At 57.4% G+C, this 24090-nt stretch carries 25 protein-coding genes; 15 read left to right on the plus strand and 10 right to left on the minus strand.

Going from position 1 to position 24090, the window contains the following annotated elements:
- Positions 1-54 precede the first annotated feature (54 nt).
- Positions 55-840 carry a ThuA domain-containing protein gene (locus Q0915_RS21430; RefSeq protein WP_299478523.1) on the minus strand — a complete coding sequence of 262 codons (786 nt, stop codon included), beginning with the start codon at positions 838-840 and terminating at the stop codon, positions 55-57.
- A gap of 213 nt (positions 841-1053) precedes the next feature.
- Here Q0915_RS21430 and Q0915_RS21435 point away from each other — a divergent pair, with 213 nt between their 5' ends.
- From Q0915_RS21435 to Q0915_RS21445, 3 genes are all read left to right on the plus strand, one after another.
- Positions 1054-1422 carry a hypothetical protein gene (locus tag Q0915_RS21435; RefSeq protein ID WP_299478526.1) on the plus strand — a complete coding sequence of 123 codons (369 nt, stop codon included), beginning with the start codon at positions 1054-1056 and terminating at the stop codon, positions 1420-1422.
- Between the two features lie 8 nt (positions 1423-1430).
- Positions 1431-1976 carry a TetR/AcrR family transcriptional regulator gene (locus Q0915_RS21440; protein ID WP_299478529.1) on the plus strand — a complete coding sequence of 182 codons (546 nt, stop codon included), beginning with the start codon at positions 1431-1433 and terminating at the stop codon, positions 1974-1976.
- A gap of 147 nt (positions 1977-2123) precedes the next feature.
- Complete coding sequence (locus tag Q0915_RS21445; RefSeq protein WP_299478533.1) at positions 2124-2633, plus strand: hypothetical protein; 510 nt, start codon at positions 2124-2126, stop codon at positions 2631-2633.
- On the opposite strand, the gene ggt is transcribed toward Q0915_RS21445, so the two are convergent.
- Positions 2627-4366, minus strand: coding sequence for a gamma-glutamyltransferase (gene ggt / locus Q0915_RS21450; RefSeq protein ID WP_299478536.1), 1740 nt, complete (start codon positions 4364-4366; stop codon positions 2627-2629). The genes Q0915_RS21445 and ggt overlap by 7 nt on opposite strands.
- A gap of 177 nt (positions 4367-4543) precedes the next feature.
- Here ggt and Q0915_RS21455 point away from each other — a divergent pair, with 177 nt between their 5' ends.
- Positions 4544-4912: a c-type cytochrome gene (locus Q0915_RS21455; protein WP_299478539.1), complete on the plus strand. Its 369-nt coding sequence runs from the start codon at positions 4544-4546 to the stop codon at positions 4910-4912.
- 16 nt (positions 4913-4928) lie between these two features.
- On the opposite strand, the gene Q0915_RS21460 is transcribed toward Q0915_RS21455, so the two are convergent.
- A complete protein-coding gene (locus Q0915_RS21460) occupies positions 4929-5900 on the minus strand; it encodes an endonuclease/exonuclease/phosphatase family protein (RefSeq protein ID WP_299478542.1) in 972 nt (323 codons plus the stop codon).
- Between the two features lie 92 nt (positions 5901-5992).
- Between Q0915_RS21460 and Q0915_RS21465 the strand changes: the two genes are divergently transcribed.
- Positions 5993-6391 carry a YchJ family metal-binding protein gene (locus tag Q0915_RS21465; protein ID WP_299478545.1) on the plus strand — a complete coding sequence of 133 codons (399 nt, stop codon included), beginning with the start codon at positions 5993-5995 and terminating at the stop codon, positions 6389-6391.
- 50 nt (positions 6392-6441) lie between these two features.
- On the opposite strand, the gene Q0915_RS21470 is transcribed toward Q0915_RS21465, so the two are convergent.
- Positions 6442-7209 carry an SDR family oxidoreductase gene (locus tag Q0915_RS21470; protein ID WP_299478548.1) on the minus strand — a complete coding sequence of 256 codons (768 nt, stop codon included), beginning with the start codon at positions 7207-7209 and terminating at the stop codon, positions 6442-6444.
- Between the two features lie 136 nt (positions 7210-7345).
- Between Q0915_RS21470 and Q0915_RS21475 the strand changes: the two genes are divergently transcribed.
- Positions 7346-7918: a TetR/AcrR family transcriptional regulator gene (locus Q0915_RS21475; RefSeq protein ID WP_299478551.1), complete on the plus strand. Its 573-nt coding sequence runs from the start codon at positions 7346-7348 to the stop codon at positions 7916-7918.
- A gap of 452 nt (positions 7919-8370) precedes the next feature.
- Here Q0915_RS21475 and Q0915_RS21480 read toward each other — a convergent pair whose 3' ends face one another.
- The gene (locus tag Q0915_RS21480) at positions 8371-9063 is read right to left on the minus strand and encodes a hypothetical protein (RefSeq protein WP_299478554.1); all 693 of its coding nucleotides are present in this window, start codon (positions 9061-9063) and stop codon (positions 8371-8373) included.
- A gap of 931 nt (positions 9064-9994) precedes the next feature.
- Between Q0915_RS21480 and Q0915_RS21485 the strand changes: the two genes are divergently transcribed.
- Both Q0915_RS21485 and Q0915_RS21490 read left to right on the plus strand, forming a co-directional pair.
- Positions 9995-11287, plus strand: coding sequence for an oligosaccharide flippase family protein (locus Q0915_RS21485; protein WP_299478557.1), 1293 nt, complete (start codon positions 9995-9997; stop codon positions 11285-11287).
- Positions 11277-12410 (plus strand): GNAT family N-acetyltransferase, encoded by a 1134-nt coding sequence (locus tag Q0915_RS21490; RefSeq protein ID WP_299478560.1) that lies wholly within the window; start codon positions 11277-11279, stop codon positions 12408-12410. The genes Q0915_RS21485 and Q0915_RS21490 overlap by 11 nt, the downstream gene beginning before the upstream one ends.
- Positions 12411-12419: 9 nt before the next feature.
- Here the strand turns inward: Q0915_RS21490 and Q0915_RS21495 are convergent, their stop codons facing one another.
- The 3 genes from Q0915_RS21495 to Q0915_RS21505 all read right to left on the minus strand — a co-directional run bounded on the left by Q0915_RS21495 (position 12420) and on the right by Q0915_RS21505 (position 15208).
- On the minus strand, positions 12420-14051 hold the full coding sequence (locus Q0915_RS21495; RefSeq protein ID WP_299478562.1) for an AMP-binding protein: 1632 nt from the start codon (positions 14049-14051) through the stop codon (positions 12420-12422).
- A gap of 75 nt (positions 14052-14126) precedes the next feature.
- The gene (gene xerD, locus Q0915_RS21500; RefSeq protein ID WP_299478564.1) at positions 14127-15050 is read right to left on the minus strand and encodes a site-specific tyrosine recombinase XerD; all 924 of its coding nucleotides are present in this window, start codon (positions 15048-15050) and stop codon (positions 14127-14129) included.
- A 14-nt stretch (positions 15051-15064) separates the two neighbouring features.
- Positions 15065-15208, minus strand: coding sequence for a hypothetical protein (locus Q0915_RS21505; RefSeq protein ID WP_299478567.1), 144 nt, complete (start codon positions 15206-15208; stop codon positions 15065-15067).
- A 132-nt stretch (positions 15209-15340) separates the two neighbouring features.
- Between Q0915_RS21505 and Q0915_RS21510 the strand changes: the two genes are divergently transcribed.
- From Q0915_RS21510 to Q0915_RS21520, 3 genes are read left to right on the plus strand one after another with little or no spacing between them, the layout of a single operon-like run.
- Positions 15341-15988 (plus strand): shikimate kinase, encoded by a 648-nt coding sequence (locus Q0915_RS21510; protein WP_299478570.1) that lies wholly within the window; start codon positions 15341-15343, stop codon positions 15986-15988.
- A 19-nt stretch (positions 15989-16007) separates the two neighbouring features.
- On the plus strand, positions 16008-17150 hold the full coding sequence (aroB, locus tag Q0915_RS21515; protein WP_299478573.1) for a 3-dehydroquinate synthase: 1143 nt from the start codon (positions 16008-16010) through the stop codon (positions 17148-17150).
- Entirely contained in the window at positions 17147-18466 is a 1320-nt protein-coding gene (locus Q0915_RS21520; protein ID WP_299478576.1) for an HlyC/CorC family transporter, read from the plus strand. The genes aroB and Q0915_RS21520 overlap by 4 nt, the downstream gene beginning before the upstream one ends.
- A gap of 3 nt (positions 18467-18469) precedes the next feature.
- On the opposite strand, the gene Q0915_RS21525 is transcribed toward Q0915_RS21520, so the two are convergent.
- The gene (locus Q0915_RS21525) at positions 18470-18772 is read right to left on the minus strand and encodes a BolA family protein (RefSeq protein ID WP_299478579.1); all 303 of its coding nucleotides are present in this window, start codon (positions 18770-18772) and stop codon (positions 18470-18472) included.
- Positions 18773-18953: 181 nt separating this feature from the next.
- On the opposite strand from Q0915_RS21525, the gene Q0915_RS21530 reads away from it, so the two are divergent.
- The 4 genes from Q0915_RS21530 (at position 18954) to Q0915_RS21545 (ending at position 23568) form a co-directional block, all read left to right on the plus strand.
- Positions 18954-19544 carry a DnaJ domain-containing protein gene (locus Q0915_RS21530; RefSeq protein WP_299478582.1) on the plus strand — a complete coding sequence of 197 codons (591 nt, stop codon included), beginning with the start codon at positions 18954-18956 and terminating at the stop codon, positions 19542-19544.
- Positions 19545-19610: 66 nt separating this feature from the next.
- On the plus strand, positions 19611-20597 hold the full coding sequence (gene cobS, locus Q0915_RS21535) for a cobaltochelatase subunit CobS (protein WP_299478585.1): 987 nt from the start codon (positions 19611-19613) through the stop codon (positions 20595-20597).
- Between the two features lie 7 nt (positions 20598-20604).
- Positions 20605-22512 (plus strand): cobaltochelatase subunit CobT, encoded by a 1908-nt coding sequence (cobT, locus tag Q0915_RS21540; RefSeq protein WP_299478587.1) that lies wholly within the window; start codon positions 20605-20607, stop codon positions 22510-22512.
- A gap of 21 nt (positions 22513-22533) precedes the next feature.
- The gene (locus Q0915_RS21545) at positions 22534-23568 is read left to right on the plus strand and encodes an esterase-like activity of phytase family protein (protein WP_299478589.1); all 1035 of its coding nucleotides are present in this window, start codon (positions 22534-22536) and stop codon (positions 23566-23568) included.
- 60 nt (positions 23569-23628) lie between these two features.
- Here the strand turns inward: Q0915_RS21545 and Q0915_RS21550 are convergent, their stop codons facing one another.
- Complete coding sequence (locus Q0915_RS21550) at positions 23629-24021, minus strand: GFA family protein (RefSeq protein WP_299478592.1); 393 nt, start codon at positions 24019-24021, stop codon at positions 23629-23631.
- Positions 24022-24090: the final 69 nt, after the last annotated feature.

Below are 24090 nucleotides of genomic sequence, written 5' to 3' on the forward strand. Positions count from 1 at the left end.
CTCCGTTGCGTGTGAAACATCGGACCTCGTTTTTCAGGTCCGCCGGGCGCGGTGTCAGCGAAAACCTTCTTCACCGTCTGCGTGAAGTTTCGGGCCGCGTTCTTCTATTTTCTCCGGCGCGGTGTCAACCGGAACATTCGGAGCGGCATTGGGGTCAGCAACGCGCACGAGCGGATTGTACGCCCATTTGACACCGTTTTTCAGGACAGTCTGGACCGTGGCGTCGTGGTAGGTCGGATAGGTCTCATGTCCCGGGCGGAAGTAGAAAACATTGCCTGCGCCGCGTTTGTAGGTGAGGCCCGAGCGGAAAACCTCCCCACCCTGAAACCAGCTGATGAAGACTGTTTCGAGCGGTTCGGGAACCCCGAAAGGCTCTCCGTACATTTCTTCCATCTCCAGCTCGAAACTGTCCGGCACATTTTTCGTGATTGGATGATTTCGGCTTGTAACCCAAAGCCGTTCCCGCTCACCCGCTTCGCGCCAGGTGAGATTGCACGGGCTTCCCATCAGCCATTTGAACGGTTTGGCAAAATGGGCCGAATGCAGGAACATCATGCCCATGCCGGACCAGACCGCATCACAGACACGGTCAACAACTTCGTCCGCGACGTCGCCGTGAGCTGCGTGCCCCCACCACACGAGAACATCGGTTTCGGCCAGTCGTTCAGCGGTCAAACCGTGTTCGGGTTCCTGCAGAGTTGCAGTCGTCGCGCTGATCTCAGGATCGGTATTCAGAGCGTCCGCAATGCATTGATGCATCCCGTCCGGATAGGTTCGCGCAACAATCGCATTGTGTTGCTCGTGGACGTTTTCGCCCCAAACCACGGTTCTGATCGGCATCGCCGCTTCTCCCGGTCGATATGAGTTTTCAGGAAGGGCACTTCTATTTTCAAAGCGCTTTGGATAGCGCTATCACTCCACTTTTTGCGTGTCAATCAGACAGTCGCCAGAAGTTGCAAATTCCTGATTATGCCCGTGACGTCCCGCCGCATTGCGGAGCTTCGCCAGAGAGACTAAACAAACCATAACATACGGTATGTTTGGAGAATCAAGATGAATTCCTTTCTCGTTGTTGCAGCCGCATTGTCTGCTTTCACTTGCCTGATCCACACGTTTCTGGGCGGCAGACAAATTGCGGTTCCCTTGCTGAAAGCAACCGGATTAAGTCCTGTCCCCAAGTATGTGAGTTACTATTGCTGGCACATCGCAACGATCGCACTTGCTGCAATGGCAATCATGTTTGCAATTGCTGCCGCGTATCCGCAAAGCTGGGAACTCGGATGGACCGCAACGGGACTGGCGGTGTCCTTCTGCCTGTTGGGACTGGCGCTTCCCCCCTTGAAAGAACAATCCTACAAAGCAATGCCGCAAGGCTGGCTATTCCTGCCGATTGCGTGTTTCGGTATTGCCGGTGGCATCTAGGAAGTTGAATGGCGCGTTTTTCGAAGAAGGATTGGCTGGATCTGGGGCTTGTGCGTCTGGCGAAGGAGGGTGCGGCCGGCCTGACGGTGGACGCGCTCTGCAGCGCAGCTGGCCGTACGCGGGGCTCGTTTTACCACCACTTCAAGGACCACAACGCGTTTCTTGAGGCGCTGTTCCTGGCGTGGAAGCAGCGCAACACTCTGGATGTCGCAGACGCGATCATGCAGCAGCCTGAGGAAAACCGAGCGCAGACCCTCTCCGATATTGCCAATTTGCTGGACCAGGACCTTGAGCGCGCGGTGCGCAAATTCGCGCAGTCAAACGCGATTGCACGACAGATCGTTCAGGACGTCGACGAGGTCCGGACCGAATTTGTTGTCGGGCTCTACCGCAGTGCGGGCCTGGAGGAGACGCTCGCCAGAGAGATCGCGCAGCTCGAATACGCGGCCTATGTCGGCAGCCAGATCATCTGGCCTGGCATGACCGCGCAAGACAGGATCCGGCTGGATCAGCGGTTTGCCTCCATGGTGGCCAAAGCTTTCCTGAAGGACTGAATAACCACACAGCTGTTCACCAGACCTTGACTGCTCGCTGAGGCGGTCTTGAGAATGAGTCGTTCACGCAAATGTGAACACTAACCAATCCTCAACGGATTTCTGGTAACTCATGACCAATCCAGAGTTCAGGGAACGGCATCTGTCATGCATGCACTTCGTCAGCCGATAACCGCAGTCGTCATCATCTTCTGGTTTTTCTTCTGGCTGCTGAACGGTCTCGACAAATTCTTCGCCCGGCAGGATATCTGGTTGGTTCACTGGTGGGGGAACCACCGGGTCGAGAAGTTCACCATGTATTTCGACAGGCTCGCGCTGGACCCCGCATTCATTCAGGCAACCCTGATCTTTGCGGGTCTTGTCGAATTTGCCGCTGCCGGCATTTTTGTGTGGGCGGGCATGAGGCTGCTCCAGGGCAAGCCCGGCGTGGCCTACCGTACGGATTTGGCCATCGCCGTTTCGATAACGGTTTTTCTGGGGTTCACGATTTTCGACGTCGTTGTCGGCGACCGGGCGGAGTTGCTCGAACATTCCACCTATATCGGCGTGCTGCTGGTGTCCTTCCTGGCCGTTTCGGCAGAAAGCTTCTTTCAACACCTGCGGGATCTGGACAGCCAGAGCACGCTCAATCGCCATTATCCGCCGAAAGCTCAGTAGCCCAGAGTGAGAGCCCCCTGACGGCGCGGGTCGGAAAACCCGGCCAGAACGCCATCGATGCTCATGATCGACTGCGTCGAGCCCATTGCGTTCTTTACCACCACGGTGTGTCCGCGATCCTCCAGCAGCCTGACCGTGTCCGGTGAAACGCCTTCCTCGATCCTGATTTCGTCGGGAAGCCACTGATTGTGGATCCTCGGCGCGACAGTGGCTTCGGCGATATTCATCTGGTGGTCGACAATGTTCAGGATGATCTGCAGCGTCGTTGTGATGATGCGGCTACCGCCCGGAGATCCGGTTGCCAGGTGAAACTGACCATCCTTGAAGACAAGTGTCGGGCTCATGGAAGAGAGTGGACGCTTGCCACCTTCGACGGCATTGGCGGTGCCGCCAATCAGACCGTAGGCGTTCGGGACACCGGGTTTTGCCGAAAAGTCATCGAGTTCGTTGTTCAGCAGAACACCGGTTCCGTCGGCAGTCAGTCCCGAGCCATAGGAAAAGTTCAGCGTGTAGGTGTTCGAAACAGCGTTACCGTCCTTGTCGACGACCGAATAATGAGTCGTTTCATTGCTTTCATAAGGCAATGGATTGGCCGGCTTGACCTCTTCGGAGGGTCTTGCCACCTCCATCTGAATGGTCTTGGTGAGTTCGGCCGCATAATCGGGGGACGTCAGTCCTTCAATCGGAACACTGACATAGTCAGGGTCGCCGAGATATTTGGATCTGTCGGCATAGGCCAGACGCATTGCCTCGGACATGGCATGAATGGAATCGGCCGAGTTCGGGCCGAACTCATTCATCGGGAAACGTTCCAGTATGTTCAGGATTTGGACGATGTGAACGCCACCGGAAGACGGAGGCGGCATTGAGGCGATCTCGTAGCCCCGATACTTTCCCACGACCGGATCGCGCCAGACGGGTTGGTAGTCTGCAAGATCTTCCACGGTCATGCTGCCGCCGGCATCCTGGACCTTCTTTGCGATTTTCTCAGCGATTTCGCCTTTGTAGAAGCCGTCCGCACCCTGTTCGGAAATCAACTCCAGGGTGCGCGCGAGATCCGCCTGAACAAGCGTTTCGCCAGGCAAGTAGGGCACTCCACCGGCCTTGAAGAATATTTCCGCGGTGGCAGGGTCCTTCGTCAGGCGTTCGGCTCTGGCGGCCAGGGCCGCGGACAAGCCGGGTGTCACTGTGATCCCGGCCCCCGCCAACTCAATCGCGGGCGCGATGAGATCCTGCCATGTCACATTACCGCTGCCGTATTCGGCGAACGCTGCGGCAAATCCGGCAACTGTACCGGGCACGCCGATGGCAAGGCCGGAGAACCGCGACTTCTGCTTGTCCGGTTCGCCGTCCGGCCCCAGAAACATGTCCTTGAACGCACCGGTGGGAGCCTTTTCGCGATAGTCCAGTGCCAGCGTTTCGTTGCTGTCGGCCATGTGGATCATCATGAAACCACCGCCGCCCAAATTGCCCGCACGCGGCAGCGTCACCGCCAGCGCGAAGCCTGTGGCAATTGCAGCGTCCACCGCGTTGCCACCCTTTTGCAGAATTTCTACTCCGACAGCCGTTGCGACAGCTTCCTGGCTTGCCACCATCCCGTTTTGTGACGTTACCGGGTGGAAAAGATCCGTCAGGGCATAGATGGGAGTGCTCTGCGCAGCGACTTGGATGGGCGGCAGTATCAGCGTCGTAGCTGCAAGCGCGCAAACCAGGGTTCTGAAGCGACGTCGCATAACATTATCTCCCATGTTGTGATTTCCGAAAGTGTGTCGGAAGCTTTCTTGTGTGGCAACACAAAAGCGCGCTTAGGTTGTTCGCACGGGGGGCAATTTGATCCACCGCAAGGCCGAATTGCGGGAAACAAGCCAGTCTCGAATTATCAAATCATCGGTTGTCAGAAGGAGACGCGCATGATCCGGTGCCCGGAAGTTTTCAGGTTATCGCGCTCTAGGGCCAGGAACGCAGCCCCATCGGTGCTGGTGCTTGCGATTCTGATGTTGGGTGCAATGCCCATGCCGGCTGTTGGAGCAGACGCAGCGGCTGGAAAAACCCTGGCACTGCAATGGTGTTCCTCCTGTCACCTGGTGTCGCAGGATCAACCGACGGCTGCGAGTGTTTCGCTTCCGAGCTTTTATGACATTGCTCAGGATCCGGACTGGACGGAAACCACGCTTGCGACCTTCCTTGCAGATCCGCACCCGAAAATGCCGAATATGAGCTTGGGAAACACGGAAATCGCAAATCTGGCAAAATACATAAATTCGCTGAGGCCGCAGTGACGTTTCAGGTTCCGTTTCATAAATCGAACTCGGCGCGCATGGCCGCGTGATACGAGCCTGCGTAGTCTTCGTCACCGGCGTCAAAAACCTCGTCGGGCAAGCCTGTGTTGAAGACGCGCACGTCCCGGGTCCTGTCGGTCAAGGTGACGCTTGCCAGAATATGATCGAGCGCCTGCCCCTTGCCCTTGTGAAGGACGGTCTGGCGCTTTGAAATCGGCAGGGACGCGTCTATCTGGAAAAGCCTGCGGTGCGCCCATTCCGGAGAGGCCGTGTCATCAGGGTCGGCGCGCAATAGACGCAGTGTTCCGGTCTCGCCCGTCGCGTTGAAGTCACCAGTCAGGATGATCTGTGCCTTTTCATCCCTGTCAAACAGGTCTTCAACCGCCAGTCGCAACTCAAGCGCCTGGGACGACTGCTTGAGGACAGACAGCTGGTATCCTTCTGCCCAGGCGGCTGTGCTTTTCCAGGTTCTTGCGGCCGTCTTGCCGCCGCGGATCATGGCTGCGATCGGTGCGCGCAGATGCACAACGAACAAATGCAGCGGTTTTGGCGCACCGAGATCGATTTGCGCTTTCAGGATAGGCCGTTCGAACGTGACTTCTTCGGGCGCGTCGTAGCCCGGGTCGGCGGTGGTCGGCTGCCACAGCGGCGCATGCGCACGCAATTGAAAGATGCTTTCGTGATTGCTGATCGGATATCGCGACAGGATGACAAGATTGTGCTTGTCCCCAGGACCTTTGCCAGGTGCGCGTTCGCTGGCGACCCGGTGAAAGGTTTCGTAAGCCGTGCCTGCCAGCAAGAGATCAAGGGCCAGGAATTGCCGCTGCGGAGCTGCCTTGACCTTTTGCGCATTCACTTCCTGTAGGCACAGGATGTCGGCTTCAAGTTCTTCAATGCGGGGACGCAAAGCCGCCAGGCGGGGCTTCAGCGCGGCGACTTCGTAGCGATCGCCGCCGTAAGATTCCATGTTGAACGTGGCAAGTTTCATCAAATCAATCCGTGACGGCAGGAATCGCAAGATGGCGGACGGGCGCTTCAAGTGTTAGGCAGCGTGTCTGTTGAAATCAACAAGAGGTTCGGATGGACAATCAGGTGTACCCATGTGGCCGGGGACCGGCCTTCGAGGCCTGCTGCGAACCCTATCTTACCGGCTCATCGCTCCCCAAAACCGCAGAAGATCTGATGCGGTCGAGATACACTGCCTTCGCACGGCACAGAATTTCTTATCTGAAAGACACCTTATGGCCAAAGCACCAAAGCAGTTTCGATGAGCCCGCAACCGCGCGGTGGGCTTCGGAAAACCACTGGGCGGGTTTGACCGTGCTTGAGGTGCATGGCGGCGGTGAGGCTGACCGTGAAGGGACCGTTCTTTTTGAAGCAAAGTATCTTTCGGGCGGCAAACTCGTCACCCACCGCGAACGCAGCCGGTTTCGGAAAAAGTCCGGCCGCTGGTTCTATGTCGAGGCAATTACGGATTGATGCAGCCACCGGTTAGGGCTGCTGCATCAATGTGCTTGAACGATTTCGGGTCAGTTACGCCCGGCCATGACGCCGCCATCGACATCCCAGATCGCTCCGGTTACCCAGCCGGCCTCGTCTGAAAGCAGGAAGTCTACGGCCGACGCAACATCGTCCGCGGTTCCGATTCGCCCGATCGGGTGAAACGCGTCGAAGCCTTGCTTCAAGGTCTGCGAGATCTGATCTTCCGGGATGAAGGCGCCGTAAATGGGCGTTTCAACGACCGCAGGAGCGACCGCATTGACCCGGATACCTTGATCACCAAGCTCCATGGCCAGGTGCTGGGTAAACGCGTGAAGGCCTGCCTTCGCCATGGAATAGGCTGACGATGGTGTGGCCTTGACGGCTTGGTGCGCCCACATCGATCCAAGGTTTACAACGGAGCCTTTTCCGGCTTCCGACATTTTCCGGGTCGCTGCCTGTGTGATCAGGAAGGTGCCGCGGTTGAAGGCGTGATACAAATCGAAGTCCTGGCCTGTGTGATCGAGGTAAGGCTTCGGACTGAAATAACCCGCAGCATTTACGAGATACCCGAGCGGCCGGTCCAGGTTTTCTATCCTTTCGACAACCCCCTGCACGTCGGCGGGCAGGGTGACATCTGCCTGCCAGGTATCAACGGCCACGTTGTGGCGTGCTTCGATCTCTGCACGGGCCGTGGCAAGTTTGTCTGTTTTGCGTCCGATCAGGACGAGCGGAATGCCTCGCGCTGCAAGGCGATGTGCGGTTGCAAGGCCCATGCCCGAAGTGCCGCCCTGAATGATTGCAATGTTTGTGTCCATTTCCGGTCTCCAGTCCATCTTCAGATTTCGAATTCGCATCTATCTATCGGTAGGTAGATTGCACGTCACTGATATCTGTATTGCGCGCCGGGTTGTCAAGCCCTATCTATCAGTCGGTAGAGAAGGAGAGCATCCCGTGACCGCGACGACTGCTGATACAGAAGAAAAAATCCTCGATCTGGCCGAAGCCCTCATTCGAACAAACGGCTACAACGGTTTCAGCTTTCGGGATATCGCGTCCGGCGTTGGCGTAAAAAGTTCGAGTGTTCATTACTATTTTCCCACCAAGGCGGACCTCGGTGCAAAGGTGGCGCGGCGGTACACCGACCGGTTTCTGGTTACTCTTGGAGACCCGGACACGCCAGCGGTCAGCGCAGATGAGCTTGTTGGGAAGCTTCATGCCGAATTTGCAACGGCTCTTGGAAAAGACGGGCAGATGTGTCTCTGCGGTGTTCTGGCTGCAGAATCGGCGGGTCTTCCGGACGCAGTCGTGGAAGAAGCCAAATCCTTTTTCGACAAGACCGGCGATTGGCTGAAAAGAGGATTGAAGAAGACAGCTTGGGGATCAGCCGCTACGGAAGAAGACTTGCACAAGCAGTCCCTGAGCGTACTTGCACAGCTTGAAGGAGCCATGCTGATTGCACGGGTGCAAGGCAAACCTGCCTGGTTCAACGATCTAAAGCCTAAGATTTCAGGTTCGATCGCCTAATAGAATAAAGATTTATTTTGATTAGAAGTCTAATGGAAATAAGTTCAACAGATATATTTAAAGCGATATATTATCAAAACGCGCTAAAATGAAAAAACCTTAATTTGAATATCTGAGTTCTGAACTACATCTTTCATTGTGTGAAGTGTTGATGAAATGGAGGATGTGTAAATGCTGAGATATGCAAGTAAACATATGGATGAACTTAGGAAGGAAATAGAGATCCTTCTGAATCGCCGCGACATAGATCCGTCCGAGAAAAGCAAGAAGCTCGATCGCCTGGATCGCTCCTACCAATTCTGGCGGCAATTTGCATAAGGCAGCCGCTGTTGCCTTTGCAACAAAAGCTGCCGGTGCAAATCCGGCGTGCGCTTCACAGTCCTGTTGAGCGCGCGCGGCGGACAAAAAACGGCCCAAAGGGGCCGTTCTGAGTTTTCAACTTGTTTTGCCAGTTATCCGCGCTTGCGACGGCGGGATGCAAATCCGAGGATCGCGAGACCAGCGGGAAGCAGCAGACCGGCTGCGGGGATCGGCACCGCCGTGATACTGACCGTGTCGATAAAGCCGCCAAGCGTGTTCTGTTTTCCTGTAGCACCAAACGCAAGCGTGTAATCGCCGGCCGTCTCAACAACAAAAAGAGCCTTCACGAGGGTCCAGGCCCCCACAGAAGTTACCGGTGACACGCCCGGACCTGTGATGAAGCCGGATACGAGATCGCTGCTGATCGAATATTCAATGCCATTGGAACTTGCGTCGTTGTTGCGCGGGCTGAACCAGAAGGACAGCTCGTATTTACCAACGTCGAGCGCAACTTCCTGCTCCATGGACGAATTTGAGTTCGGCCTCGGGTGACTGTCCAGTTCGATGTAGTGCTGGCCCGAATGTGCATCGACGCTCCCGAGCGTCCGGTTGGTCTGAACCTCAATGCCCGCGCCGCTGGCTGTGGTCCAGCCACTTATCTGCGTGAAAACATCCCACGACGAACCTGTTGTTGCCAGGTTTGAAAGTTTGTTTCCGTTTACAAGTCCCGTCGGATCGAGCGTTGCGGTGTCTTCGAAGTCACCGTTGATAATCATCGCATTCGCTGTGTTCGCGCCGAGGAGTAGAGCGCTCGCAAATGCTACTGTAGCTATTGCCTTAAACATCATTTTTGCCTTTGCACACGGGCCGATTGGCCGCGTGACATAACGTAAAACCGTTTGATGCCAAGCGGAGCGGCCTGTTTTAGTTGGTCTCTTCTCCCCCATAAGAGAACTCTAACGCTCTATAAGGTTTTTTTATTGCCTCGGCAATGCAGAAGGGGAAACACGGTTACGCTACCGTTTTTTAAGGTTAATTTTTGGCGCTGTTCGTGTCTGGGATACAGGGGTTTTCGGCCAAAAGCGCGAAGGCAAAAAAGGATCCGGCCCCTGCGCATTGGCGGCGACAGCAGGGACCGGATCGAAACGCGGATCGAAGGGGAGGCAACCCTCTTAATCCGCAATTGCACTCAATGCTGCGGGGTCTTGACCTTGTTCAGTCGGGATGGGGACGCAGCTGAGCGATTCATTTGTTCTCTATTTGTTCCAATTCTCGCGTGTTATGTCAAGCAGGAATGCGGCGCTTCAGACAATTCAGAGGGTACATAACCTTCTGCAACGGTCCGAAATTCACCGGGCTAGCGCCTTTGGAACGAAACCAACCGATTGTTTTTCTGGCAGACCACCTGGTTCTGAAGCCGGGAGAACAAGCGGCAACGACTTGGTCGCTCCCAAGGCATCTCAACGCACTTCGAAAAAGAAAAGCGCCCTGGCAAGCGGCCGGGATTGCTTTTGTTCGCAGTGCCGAATTGTGGTCAGGGCTCACGTATCTGTGAAGTCACGCCAATATTCAGCCCATGAAAGCCACGGAATATTAAGCCCCTCATGACATAAATACGGAAAGGTATTTTCAAGGGCCCCGAACGTGCGATTTACCGCCTATTCCTGGACGAAGCGTTTTCAAGACGCGACCTGGACGCAGGCGCTTGGCAAAAGCGTTGACCAATTTGTGTCTGCAGCATCTGGACCCGCGTCGGAAAAACAGGCGGCCGGGCGCATGGCGTTGTCAACGTTTGCTGTCAGGGTCGCCGGCGCTGCCCTTGCCTTTCTGTCTCAAATCGTGCTTGCGCGCTTGCTTGGTGCGCACGACTACGGCATCTACTCCGTTGCATGGACATTCGTCATTGTGCTGGGGGTCATGGCATGCGGCGGTTTTTCAACATCGGCCAGCAGATTCATTCCCCAGTATCGCCAGGCCGAAGACTTTGACAGCCTGCGCGGATTTTTGAAATCCAGCCGGCTGACCGCGTTTCTTTTCGGTGTCGGTACAGCAGCGTGCGCTATCGGGACCGTTTTTCTTCTGAGCCCGGCGATCGAGCCGTACTACACGCTTCCACTGGTCATCGTGTTCCTGGCTCTGCCGTTTTTCGCGTTCGGTCTGGTTCAGGACGGGATTGCGCGCAGCTACGACTGGCCGTCGCTGGCGATGCTGCCAACTTACATCTGGCGGCCGCTTGCCATCCTGTTTCTGCTGGTTTGCGCCGTCTTCCTGGGATTCCCGGCAAGTGCGGAAACCGCCGCGCTTGTCGCAGTGGCGGCCACTGTGCTGATCGCCGCCTATCAATATGTCCACCTGAAGAGGAAACTGCCCAGCAAGGTGGCACCCGGACCGGCGCGGGTCGAGCTGAAATCGTGGCTCGTCGTCTCGGCGCCGATGCTCATGGTCGAGGGCTTCTTGCAACTGATCACAAGCGCCGATGTGATCATGGTGAGTTTCTTTCAAAGCCCTGACGAGGTTGCGGTCTATTTCGCGGCATCCAGGACTTTGGCGCTGGTTCATTTTGTTTATTTCGCCGTTCGTGCCGCGTCGGCGCATCGGTTTTCCAGCTACATCCATAACCAGGATCTGAATGGTCTTGCCGCCTATACGCGTCAGGCGAGCCTGTGGACGTTCTGGCCCTCTCTTGCCGCCGGAGCAGTGCTCCTGCTGGTGGCGCCCCTCTTGCTGCGTCTCTTCGGCAATGGATTCGAGAGCGGGTACCCGCTCATCGCACTTTTGTTGATCGGGGTGCTGGCGCGCGCTTCCGTCGGCCCGGCGGATGCGCTGCTGTCGATGACGGGACACCAGAAAACATGCGCTGGTATTTATGCGGCGACATTTGCCCTCAACGTTGTTTTGAACCTGATGTTCATCCCTTGGCTCGGCCTGGCCGGAGCGGCAATCGCAACGAGTTGCGCAATTCTATTTGAAGCAACCGTGCTTGCATGGGCGGCCAAGCGAAGGCTGAACGTAACAACATTTGTGGTTCCGTTGATGCTTTCAAACGGGAGACGGCCCGTTGAAAGCTGATGTCGAAATGTCCGCGCCCCTTGAGGCCGTTTCATTCGATCCGCTGAGCCGCGACCTGCCTGTTGACGCCTGGAAAGCACTTGCCCGCAATGCGCTAGACCCGAACCCGTTTTTCAGCCCTGAATTCCTTCGTCCATTTTTGAAGAACCTGAAAGTTAAAGGGCTCAGGCTGGCGACAGTACGCAACAAGCGGTCGGGTGACTGGCTTTTGTCCTGTCCGGTCGGCCACGGCCCTGCGGGCCTTGCCGTGCCGATTGCAAAGGTGTGGACCAGTGACTACGCCCCGCTGGGAACACCTTTGATGCATCAGGATGCAGGGCCTGAACATGTCGATCTTTTTTTCAAGGCGTCATCGGGACCGCTCGGTGTACTGGCTTTACCGTTTCTGCCACTGGCGAGCGCGACAGCGGAACGCCTGCAAGCCCCGGATCGCCTGGCTACGGCGATCTACTCAAGATCGCGCCGGGCTGCGCACGCATCGGGGCCGGAAGGCGAAGCGCAGCTGGCCGATGCATTCAAGGGCAAGCGCCGCAAGGAAATGCGTCGTCTTCTGCGAAAACTTGAAGAGCATGGCGACGTCAGTTTTGAAAGCATCACCGGTCCTAAGGTCGGCGAACACTTTGACGCGTTTTTAAAACTCGAGGCCGGAGGCTGGAAGGGGCGCGGCCAGACAGCTCTTGCGAGCAATGCACAGACTGTGCATTTTTCCCAAGACGCAATTGCCGCGTTTTCACGGTCCGGCTCCATTCGCATAGACGAGTTACGCGCGGGCGACAGGTTGATCGCGTCAATCGTCTGCTTTGTTCAGAACGGACACGTCCTAACCTGGAAGATTGCCTTTGACGAGGAATTCGGCCGCTACTCGCCAGGCGCCCAGCTAGTCCTTTTCACGTTTCGGGAAAACCTTGCGTTGCCGGACTTCAAGTTTGCCGACTCCCTCGCCATTCCCGGCCATCCGATGATCGAGCCTTTGTGGCGGGGCCGCCTTGAAACGGGCACACTCATTCTGTCGGCGCAGCCTTTGGCAGAGGCGAAAATCCAGCTATGCGGCGCTGACCTTGCTCTGGAACGCAACCTGCGCAACGTAGCGCGCGCGGCGAGAGCAAGATTCAGGTTTCCCTAGGCCGACCTGTTAACGCGCCTCGGACCGGGCGAGTTCGCGCAGTTTTCGTCTGATGACCTTGCCTGTCGTTGTCATCGGAAGTGAGTCCATGAATTCGATCTCGCGCGGAAATTCATGCGCGGAAAGCCGTTCACGGACGAATGTCCTGATGTGGCTTTCCAGCTCCTCATTCGCAGATTCCTCTGGTTTCAGAACGATATAGGCCTTTACGATCTCCGTGCGGAGCGGGTCCGGTTTTCCAACCGCAGCAGCCAGGGCAACAGCCGGATGTTTAATGAGGCAATCCTCTATTTCACCCGGCCCGATGCGATAGCTCGCCGACGTGATGATGTCGTCGTCCCGGCCGACAAAACGAATGTAGCCGTCTTTATCCATCACACCCTGGTCGCCTGTCAGCATCCAGTCGCCCAGAAACTTTTCCCGCGTGGCGTCCGGTTTGTTCCAGTATTCCAGAAACATGACGGGATCTGGCCGTTTGATAGCAATCTGTCCGGGGGTCTCGGAAGGGAGCACATCGCCGCTGCTATCGATAATAGCCACCTTATGCCCGGGCATTTCCTTGCCGATGGCACCGGAGCGCGTAACGCCCAGGGACGCTGCCGACCCGAGGATCGCATTGCATTCTGTCTGTCCGTAAAACTCGTTGACCGGAAACCCGAATTCATCGGCGAACCAGTCATACGTCTCCCGCCCGAGGGATTCGCCGGCGGAGCCGACACTGCGCCAGTTCAAGGTGTACCTTCGGGAGGGCCTGTCAACCGCGCGCAGCATCTTCAAAGCCGTTGGCGGGATGAAGGCATTGCGAACGTTCTGACTTTCAAGCAGATGAAACGCGAACTCCGGATCAAATTTCCGGGACGCATAAGAGACCACCGGGACACCAAGTTTAAGTGCCGGAAAAAGCGCGTTTAACAGCCCGCCCGCCCATGCCCAGTCGGCAGGCGTCCAGAGCAAGTCGCCCTTCTGACCGAGAAAATTCTGGGAGAGCTCTATTCCGGGCATATGGCCGGGCAAAACCCTGTGCCCGTGAAGAACCCCTTTTGGCTGGCCTGTCGTGCCGGATGTATAGATCATCAGCGCAGGGTCGTCCGGCGTCGTGTCCAGCGTGTCAAACTGATCGCTTGCGCGTTCAAGCAGTGCGTCGAAGGCGACAGCGCCGGTCTCTGCCCCGTCGACGGAAATCAGGACCTCGAGTTCCGGTAACTCATCCCGAATTACCGACAGCTTTTCCAGACCGGATGCGTTCGTGACTACTGCTTTCGCACCTGAATCTGAGAGCCGGTACTGAAGCGCCTCCTGTCCGAAGAGAGCTGCCATCGGTACAGCAACTGCGCCAATTTTGTAGGCCGCAATATGGGCAATCGCTGTCGGCGGACTTTGCGGCAAAAGAAGAGCGACCCGATCGCCGCGGCGAACCCCACGTGCGGCGAGCGCGTTGGCGCAGCGATTGGCTGCCTGGTTCAAAAGGAGATGCGTCCAGTCCTGAATTGCGCCGTCCGGCAACACGTGACGGATTGCGAGACGATGCGGATCCCTTGCCGCCCAATCGTCACTGACGGCGGCTGCAATATTGTAGAGCGGCGGAAGCGACCAGCGGAAACGGTCTTTCAATGTTGCGTAGTCGCTGGTTGGTTGCAGCATTTTTGGCATCCGGTGCAAAAAAATTAGGCAGCGGAGTTTAGGCGCGCAATTGCTGCAGCGCAATAGAGAGGTTTTTCACCTTTGCGCCAATGGATGAGCGCTTTCAACAAGCTCCCGCAGACGCTCGTCCAGGACATGGGTATAGATCTGTGTCGTGGAGATGTCCGCATGGCCGAGAAGCTGCTGCACGACCCGCAAATCCGCCCCGTTTTGAAGCAGATGCGAGGCAAAGGCATGCCTTAGAACGTGCGGTGAGACTTTGGAAGCGTCGAGTCCGGCCGCCAGCGCAAGGTCCTTCAATTCGCGTGCAAAGTGCTGGCGTGTTAGGTGGCCGCTGTCACCATGCGAGGGAAAGAGCCAAGGACTTTTGTCGTAGGCGCCTTCTTCTGAGCGCAGCGCAACATAGCTTTTCATTGCCTGCTGCGCTGCCATCGACAAAGGGACGAGCCGTTCTTTTCCGCCCTTGCCCTTTATCTCGATCAGACGTTCGTCGCGCAGCGCGGCCCTGACCGGAAGAGCGACAAGCTCCGACACGCGCAATCCGGTTGCATAGAGGACTTCGATCAAGGCGAGCATGCGTTGCGCGCGAAGTCTTGTCGCGGCGCTTCGCTGTGGTTTTTTTGTCTCCGCTTCGGCCGTTTCGATCAAGCGGTCGACATCTGCCATGGAAAGAACCTTCGGCAGCGCGCCTCTCTTTTTGGGGGCAGACAGTGTCCGCGTCGGATCGTCCTGACGCGTTCCTTCCGAATAGAGAAACTTGAAAAACTGTTTCAGCGCGGACAAACGCCGGGCTTGCGAACTTTCCGCAAATCCGCGCCGGTTCAGGTCGCCCATATAGGCGGAGATGTCTTCACTCCGGGCGTCGGCGATCTTCGTTCTGCCGAGAAAGCCCGAAAAATCCTCGAGATCCCGCCGATAGCTGTCCAGAGTGTTGTCGGCTGCGCCTCTTTCGGCGGCAAGCATCTCAAGAAAGTTTTCCAGATCGAAGCCGGTAGCCATCTGCAAGTCCTGACCTAACGCCCAAAGCCGTCCTTTTTGACCCTGACCGTGATCTCCCGCTCGCGCGGATCGACCAAATTCGCAAGGCTATAGATCGCGCCGTAGCCGATCGCACCGAGCAGGGCGAGCACAAGCAGCAGGCGGGTCAAGGTGGGCACGTAACATCTCCCGGAGGCGAATCGAATACCCGATTGTTTCAAGAACACTGCCTTTTACGCAAGGCGCGCAAAGATATTCGGCAGCTTTGATCCCCATCGTGTCTTTTCCTTCGAATATGGTACAACGCAGCCATGACTGAAAACAAAAAGACACAGGACGTCGTTGCGACCTTCGACGATCCAAAAACAGAACCAGTGGATCTCGATCGCCTCACCGCGGCGCTCGGGAAGCGATCTATCGTGCTCGTCGGGATCATGGGGTGCGGAAAATCGACTGTCGGCAAGCGTCTTGCACACCGCCTTGGTCTTGAATTCATCGATGCCGATTCCGAGATAGAACGGGCGGCCAATATGACGGTTTCGGAGATCTTTGCAGCGCATGGCGAGCCCTATTTCCGCAGTGGCGAAGAAAGGGTCATTGCGAGGTTGCTTGGCGAAGGACCTCAGGTTCTGGCAACCGGCGGCGGTGCCTTCATGAGCGAGACGACCCGTTCGGAAATTGCGGAACAGGGCCTTTCGGTCTGGTTGAAAGTGGATTTCGAAACGGTGATGGCGCGTGTCCGGCGCCGTGCGACCAGGCCACTCCTGCAAAATCCGGATCCGGAAGGCACGATGCGAAGGCTACTTGCAGAGCGAGAACCGGTCTATGCGAAGGCGACCCTGACGGTCACCTCCAAGGATGTCCCGCATGAAGCTGTGGTAGACCAGATCGTCGTCGCCATGGCGCATTACCTTTTTCAAGGTGAGGACAATTTGACCTCACCCTCGTCTTTCACTTGAGACTTGGATTCACAACAACATGGCAGACACGATTGCGGCGCCAGCCCTATCAGACCGGAATACGGTGCGCGTCGATCTCGGCGCGCGCAGCTACGACATAAAGATCGGTCGCGGCCTTATTGAAAACGCTGGTTCTGAAATCGCATCGGTTCTACCGGGTGCGCGGCTTGCCGTGATCGTCGACCAGACGGTTGCCGGTCTGCATCTTGACCGGTTCTCACGAAGCCTCGATGCATCGGGCATCGATCATACCGTTCTCACCGTTCCGGCCGGGGAAAGCACCAAGCGCTTTTCCGAGTTCGAACGGCTTTGCGATGAGGTTCTTGCTGCGCGCCTTGAACGGGGCGACGCGGTGGCCGCACTCGGTGGCGGTGTCGTCGGTGATCTGGCAGGGTTTGTTGCCGCTGCAACACGGCGCGGCATGGCCTTTGTCCAGGTGCCGACAACACTCCTGGCGCAGGTGGACAGTTCTGTCGGCGGCAAAACCGGTATCAATTCGCGGCACGGCAAAAACCTGATTGGCGCGTTCTATCAACCGGCGCTGGTTCTTGCCGATACCGCGGTGCTCGATACGCTGCCGCTGCGCGACTTTCGCGCCGGATATGCCGAAGTCGCCAAATATGGTCTGTTGGGAGACGCCGACTTTTTCAGTTGGCTGGAGGAAAACTGGACGGCCGTACTCGAAGGCGGTCCGGAGCGCGATGAGGCCGTCGCCCGCTCATGCCAGGCCAAGGCGGATGTGGTCGCGGCGGACGAATTTGAATCCGGCCGGCGTGCACTTCTTAATCTCGGTCACACTTTCGGTCATGCTCTGGAGGCTGCGGTCTCTTACGAAACCGAACGTCTCGTGCATGGCGAAGGTGTTTCAATCGGCATGATGCTGGCGCACGAATTTTCCGCCCGCCTGGGGCTGATTGGAGAAGACACGGTGACGCGAGTGCGAAACCATCTCACCGAAGTCGGACTGCCTGTACGGATCCAGCAGATCCCGGGTCAGTTGCCAGGTGCGGAAACCTTCATGGATATCATTGGGCAAGACAAGAAAGTGAGCCGGGGGGCTCTTACTTTCATCTTGACGCGCGGCATCGGTGCCGCCTTTGTCGAGAAAGGCGTGGACCCGGCGCTTGTCCTGGAATTTCTCAAGGAGAAACTGGAACGATGATGGAAACAGCTCTCTGGCTGGCAATCGCAGCCATTTTCGTGCTCCTGTTCCTGTCAGGTTTCTTTTCCGGTTCGGAGACGGCCCTGACGGCGGCGTCCCGGGCACGTGTCCTGCAACTGGAAAAGACCGGTGACTGGCGAGCGCGGGTTGCGAGCCGCCTCATCGCTTCGCGGGAACGCCTCATCGGCGCTCTCCTTCTTGGCAACAACCTCGTCAATATCCTGGCTTCCGCGCTCGCAACAAGCGTGTTTCTGAGCTTGTTCGGGGAAGCGGGTGTCGCCATCGCCACCCTGGTCATGACGGCGCTTGTTCTGATTTTTGCCGAAGTGCTTCCGAAGACATGGGCGATTTCGAACCCGGAGCGTTTTGCGCTCATGGTTTCGCCGATTGTACGCGTTGTCGTTGCGGTATTCGGTCCGATCGTCGCCGGTGTGGAGTGGATTGTCAGGCACATATTGCGGTTGCTCGGTGTCAATGTGGGTGCCGATGCCTTCATCCTGTCCGCCCATGACGAGTTGCGTGGCGCGGTCGATCTGCAGCACATCGAAGGCGGGCTGGAAAAAGGTGAACGGGACCGCCTTGGCGGTCTGCTCGACCTTGCCGAACTGGAAGTGTCGGATGTGATGGTTCACCGCACCAACATGCTGGCGCTCAACGCTGACGACGACCCGGTAAAACTCGTCGACGCTATCTTGGCGGCCCCTTACACGCGCTTGCCGCTTTGGCGCGGCGAAAGCGACAATTTTGTTGGCGTTTTACACGCAAAGGATCTTCTGCGAGCTCTAAATGCGGCCGACGGCGACGCCACGAAGATCAGCATTCTCGATATTGCAGCACCCGCGTGGTTCGTGCCGGATACCACCAGCCTGCAGGATCAGCTGAACGCCTTCCTGCGGCACAAGTCCCATTTTGCGCTCGTCGTAGATGAATACGGCGAAGTCATGGGTCTGGTGACGCTGGAAGACATCCTGGAAGAGATCGTCGGTGAGATCGCCGATGAACACGATCTGGAGTTGGAGGGCCTGCGCCCCCAGGCGGATGGCTCGGTCATCGTTGACGGATCCGTTCCGATCCGCGATCTGAATCGCGCCGCTGACTGGAGCCTGCCGGATGACGAGGCGACAACCATTGCCGGTCTGGTTATCCATGAGGCCCGCATGATCCCGGAGGAGCGTCAGATCTTCACGTTTCACGGCTTCCGTTTCACCGTTTTGAGGCGGGAGAAAAATCGGGTCACGCGGCTGCGCATCATGCCGCTCGGGCAAATGAGGCCATCTCCCAGCGGCGAAACGTCGCGGACGACGGCTCAGGGCTGACCGTCAGGCGCTGTCACTCACCCGTGCTGCGCGTGGATCCGGCTCATCCGGTGACCGGATCTCGAGGGCGAGCGCATGGACGCTGCGATCCAGCTCTTCGCGGAGCAGGTCGTTGATGGCCCGGTGACGCGCGACACGGTTCATGCCTTCAAAGGCCTTGGCGGAGATCTGGACCCGGAAATGCGTTTCGCCACCTTCCCGCCAGCCACCATGGCCCCTGTGATTCTCGGATTCGTCGATCACATTCAGGAACTCGGGGTCAAATGCGGTCGTCAGTTTCGCTGTAATTGTGTCTTTTGTGGTCATGATCCTCAACGTGTGATCGGTGTTTTCAAAGTCAAGTCTTTGCTGGCCCAGTCGTGGCTGGTAGAGTGTCGGGCTGTTCGAGACCCGGGATAAAAGGTGAGCGGAAATTAACTTTGGACACCGGGGAAATGCAACACCAAGCGGGTTGCCCGCGCATTGATAGAATTCGATATTCAGCCACATGAAACTGGAATCAAAACTCTTTGACAGTATCCGCGTGAAGCCGGACAAGGAGCGCGCTGCGCAGGACACTCATCCTGTGTGCGACCACCCCGGCTGTAAGCGCCCTGGCACGCATCGGGCGCCTAAAGGGCGCGACCGTGAGGGCGAGTATTTCAATTTCTGTGTCGACCACGTAAGAGAATACAACAAGTCCTACAACTACTTCACCGGCATGGGTGACGAGGATGTGCGGTCGTATCAAAAGGACAGCCTGACAGGGCACCGGCCGACCTGGAAAATGGGCGTCAACAAGCAGGCTGCCGACGGTCCGGACGGGCATGATCCCAGAGCCAGGATGCGCAGCAACGCACAGCAAAGAGCCGAGCAGGGACGCCGTCCACGCCAGCGAAAACTTCTAACGCTTGAAAAACGGTCCCTGGATGTGCTCAATCTGCCGCAAACAGCCCGTGGCGCGGAGATAAAAGCGCGCTATAAGGAGCTTGTGAAATTGAACCACCCGGACGCCAATGGCGGTGACCGATCTTCCGAGGACCGCCTGCGGGAGATCATTCAGGCCTATAACGTCCTGAAAAAAGCCGGTTTCCTTTAAGCTAGCAGGGTCCTGCCGGCTTTTCCCAAATGATCCTGCCCGTAAATCCGGGGCAGCGGAGGACTGATGACTGAGACGACGACTGCGGCCACGGCCATGCCGGACACCGAGGTTTCTGTAGAAGAGGTTTTCGGATTCAATTCCAGCCTCAAGGTACCGGCTTTTTCCGCGCCGTCGGAACACGTGCCGGAACGCGACGACGACTATCTTTTCGATCGTGCAACGACCCTGGCGATCCTGGCGGGTTTTGCGCATAACCGCCGCGTGATGGTGACGGGTTACCACGGCACCGGAAAGTCGACCCATATCGAGCAGGTCGCAGCACGCCTGAATTGGCCTTGCGTCCGCGTCAATCTCGACAGTCACATCTCGCGTATCGACCTGGTCGGCAAGGATGCGATCGTGATCCGGGAAGGCCAGCAGGTCACCGAATTCAAGGACGGTATCCTGCCCTGGGCCTATCAGCACAATGTTGCGCTCGTCTTTGACGAGTACGATGCCGGCCGTCCCGATGTGATGTTCGTGATCCAGCGTATCCTGGAATCGTCGGGGCGCCTGACACTGCTCGACCAGAGCCGCGTTATCCGCCCACATGCGGCGTTCAGGTTGTTCGCCACGGCAAATACCGTCGGTCTCGGCGACACGTCAGGCCTCTATCACGGCACGCAGCAGATCAACCAGGCTCAGATGGACCGCTGGTCGATCGTGACGACGCTGAACTATCTGCCGCACGACAACGAGGTCGATATTGTCCTGTCAAAGGCCAAGAGCTTTCAGACAGACGAAGGCCGGAACACCGTATCCAAAATGGTGCGTCTTGCCGACATGACCCGCAATGCCTTCATCAATGGCGATTTGTCGACCGTCATGAGCCCGCGTACCGTGATCACCTGGGCTGAAAACGCCGACATATTCGGCGATGTCGGGTTTGCCTTCCGGCTGACATTCCTCAACAAATGCGATGATATGGAGCAGTCGCTTGTGGCTGAGTTCTATCAGCGCTGCTTCGGGGAAGATCTGCCCGAGTCCTCCGTCAACGTTGTAATGAGCTGAGGAATTAATGGCGCCACGTCCGGGTCACAACACTCTTCCGGGAAACAAGCCCGCTCCGTCGACCGAACCTTTCAAGCAGTCGGTCAGTGGAACCATGCGGGCGATCTCCGGCGAAGCGGAACTGGAAGTTCTGTTTTCCGGTGACCGGCCGGGTTTGAGCGGTATGACGGCACGGCTGCCCGAGCCGTCAAGAAAAGTCACAGCACGGGACGTTGCGGTCACCCGTGGACTTTCGGATTCCATGGCGCTGCGCATCGCGTGCCACGACAAGGCGTTGCATTCGAAAAACCTGCCTCAGGGATCGGAAGCCAGGGCCATTTTTGAAGCTGTCGAACAAGCCCGGTGCGAGGCAGTTGGTGCCCGGCGTATGCAGGGTGTTTCCGAGAACCTTGCGGTCATGCTCGACGACCGGTTCCGGAAATCCGGCGCGCCGGACATTTCCAGCCGGGAAGAAGCACCTCTGCAGGATGCACTTTCGCTTATCGTCCGCGAAAGGCTGACGGGAGAGTTGCCGCCTGAAAGTGCAAAGAACCTTGTCGACATGTGGCGCGGCTGGGTCGAGGACAAGGCCGGTGCCGAGCTTGATCTGCTGCAGGCCGAAGTCGAGGACCAGGGGTCCTTTGCCAACCGGTTCCGTGATGTTCTCAAGTCGCTCGACATGGGTGACGACCTGGGTGATCAGGACCAGGACGCTGATCCCGATCAGAACGAAGACGACGGAAACAACGAGGAAGCTGAAACCGGCGACGACGACGAAAACGATAGCGGCGAGCAGGACGCCTCGCCACAGGATATGGAGCTTTCCGGCGAAGAGCAGGAAGCCGGCGACACAGAAGCCGCCGACATGGATATGGAAGATATCGCCGAACAGGATATGGCGGAGGATTCCGAGGAACCGGGTGAAGCCGATCGTCAGGACACACCGTTTTCCAACAGGCCCGAGACAGACTACAGGGTCTTCACCCAGCAATTCGACGAGACGGTCACCGCCGAGGAACTTTGCGATACGGCGGAGCTGGACCGGTTGCGCGGGTTCCTCGACAAGCAGTTGACGCATCTTCAGGGCGCAGTCGCGCGGCTGGCCAATCGGCTTCAGAGAAAACTGATGGCACAGCAGAACCGTGCCTGGGACTTTGACCTGGAAGAAGGCCTGCTCGACACGGCGCGTCTGACCCGAGCAGTTACCGACCCGATGTCGCCACTCGCCTTCAAGCAGGAGCGGGATACGAATTTCCGCGACACGGTGGTCACCCTCCTTCTCGACAATTCCGGTTCGATGCGTGGGCGGCCGATCACGGTTGCCGCGACCTGCGCCGACATCCTGGCACGCACGCTGGAACGGTGCGGTGTCAAGGTCGAAATCCTTGGCTTTACCACCAAGGCCTGGAAAGGCGGACAGTCACGCGAGAGCTGGATCGGTGCCGGCAAGCCACCAACGCCTGGCCGTCTGAACGACCTGCGCCACATTATCTACAAATCGGCCGATGCGCCCTGGCGCCGCGCCCGCCGTAATCTTGGCCTGATGATGCGCGAAGGCCTGTTGAAGGAAAATATTGACGGTGAAGCGTTGCTGTGGGCTCACGACCGGTTGCTCGGCCGCCCGGAGCAGCGACGCATCCTGATGATGATTTCAGACGGTGCGCCGGTTGACGACACCACATTGTCGGTCAATCCCGGGAACTACCTGGAACGGCATCTGCGCTATGTGATCGAGGAAATCGAAACGCGTTCGCCGGTCGAGCTGATTGCTATCGGGATCGGTCACGATGTCACACGATACTACCGGCGTGCCGTAACGATTGTGGATGCGGAGGAACTGGCCGGCGCGATGACGGATCAGCTTGCCGACCTCTTCGACGACGAAGTGCAGCAAGAGTATCAAACCCGTGGCAAGCGCCGCGGTGGCCGCCGATAGGAGATCGGGTCGGGGATGGCAATGCGATTGAGACTATTGTGTTTCAGCATCGCATTTGTCGCACTTTTTTCCCTTTCGCCTCACGCCGTAAGCGTTGCTGATGCTCAGGTTCAGGAAATCCTGAAGGACGCCAAGTCCGTTGCGGCGCGCACGCGGCCAATCGAAACGTTTCAGATCGGTCATCCCGAGACGGTGTTTGGTGACCTCACCTTCCTGGGTGGTCTGGAATTGCTCGCTTCAGACCGGAAGGTGGGCGGGCTTTCGGGCCTGCTCAGCCTTGACGAGGGGCAGGGCTTTCTTGCAGTGACTGACAACGGTCACTGGGTCAGCGGTGAGGTCGACCAGGCTGCGGACGGCGCTCCGCTCGACATCAGGAACATTCGCTTTGCTCCTCTTCTGGGTGCCGACGGAAAGACCCTGCAGGCGCGCTGGGGGCATGACACAGAAGCTTTGACACTTGCAAGCTCCGGTCTTTACGTTACCGCAGAGTTCAAGAACGCAATCTATCACTATCCCTGGCCGCTCACGACGGGCAAGGAACATATGCTGGGCCAGGTCAGTTTGCCGGCAGATGTGCGTTCCCTGCCGCGCAACGCTGGTCTTGAATCCCTGGAAGCCGCTCCTGAAGGGAGCGCACTTCATGGGAAAATGATCGCCGTTGCGGAATCAAGCAGGAGCGACGCCCATGATTTTTCGGCGTTCATCATCGGGCCGGACGGGTTCGAGCGGTTTTCCATCAAACGCCGGAACCGTTTCGACGCCACGGATGCGGCGTTTCTTCCGAACGGCGACCTCATCCTGATGGAGCGGCGCTTTAACTTGCGAGACCTGATCGGTCTGCGGTTGCGCCGGTTCGATGCTGCGTCGATCATACCCGGCGCCGTGCTTGAGGGTGACGTCATGCTTGAGGCGGATTTCAACTACCAGATCGACAATATGGAAGCACTCGCGGTTCACCAGACCGGCCAGGGCGAAACCATCCTGACGCTCCTGTCGGACAACAACCGGTCCATGTTGCAGCGGACGGTATTTTTGCGTTTCCGTCTCAACGATTGATCTTTTGAATCCCGGATTTGGGTGTCGCGAATTCGCACCGTCTAGGGAAGGGCCGGATTATTAATCCTCAGTTCGGCTGTCCGAGCTCCGGTCGCGGGCGTAACGAGCTTTCAGCGGAAACTCGGGCAACCATTTCTCCCTGCGTTCCGTCCAAAGCTCATATGTCGGTTTGAACTGATCCGTGGAATCAAATGAACCAAGATTGATTTCGATTTCATCAGCCGTTCGCGAAAAGACGGATGATCCGCAGTGAGGGCAAAAGAAGCGTCCCTGGTAGCTGCGCGTCTCACCTTCGATCTCTACCGCGCTCTGCGGAAAGATGGCGGACGCATGAAAAAGCGCACCGTGCTGCTTGCGGCAGTCCATACAATGGCAAAGGCCGACGCGATATGGCTGCCCTTTGGCGACGAACCGGACCTTACCGCACAGGCAACCGCCGGAAGTCACTTCCATATTTTCACTCCGTCTTTTTTAAACGTTCGGATGTGCGCCATCACGTGCGTAGCACATCCGGCGTAAAAC

Origin of the sequence: uncultured Roseibium sp. (assembly GCF_947494555.1) — a bacterium.
Taxonomy (GTDB): domain Bacteria; phylum Pseudomonadota; class Alphaproteobacteria; order Rhizobiales; family Stappiaceae; genus Roseibium.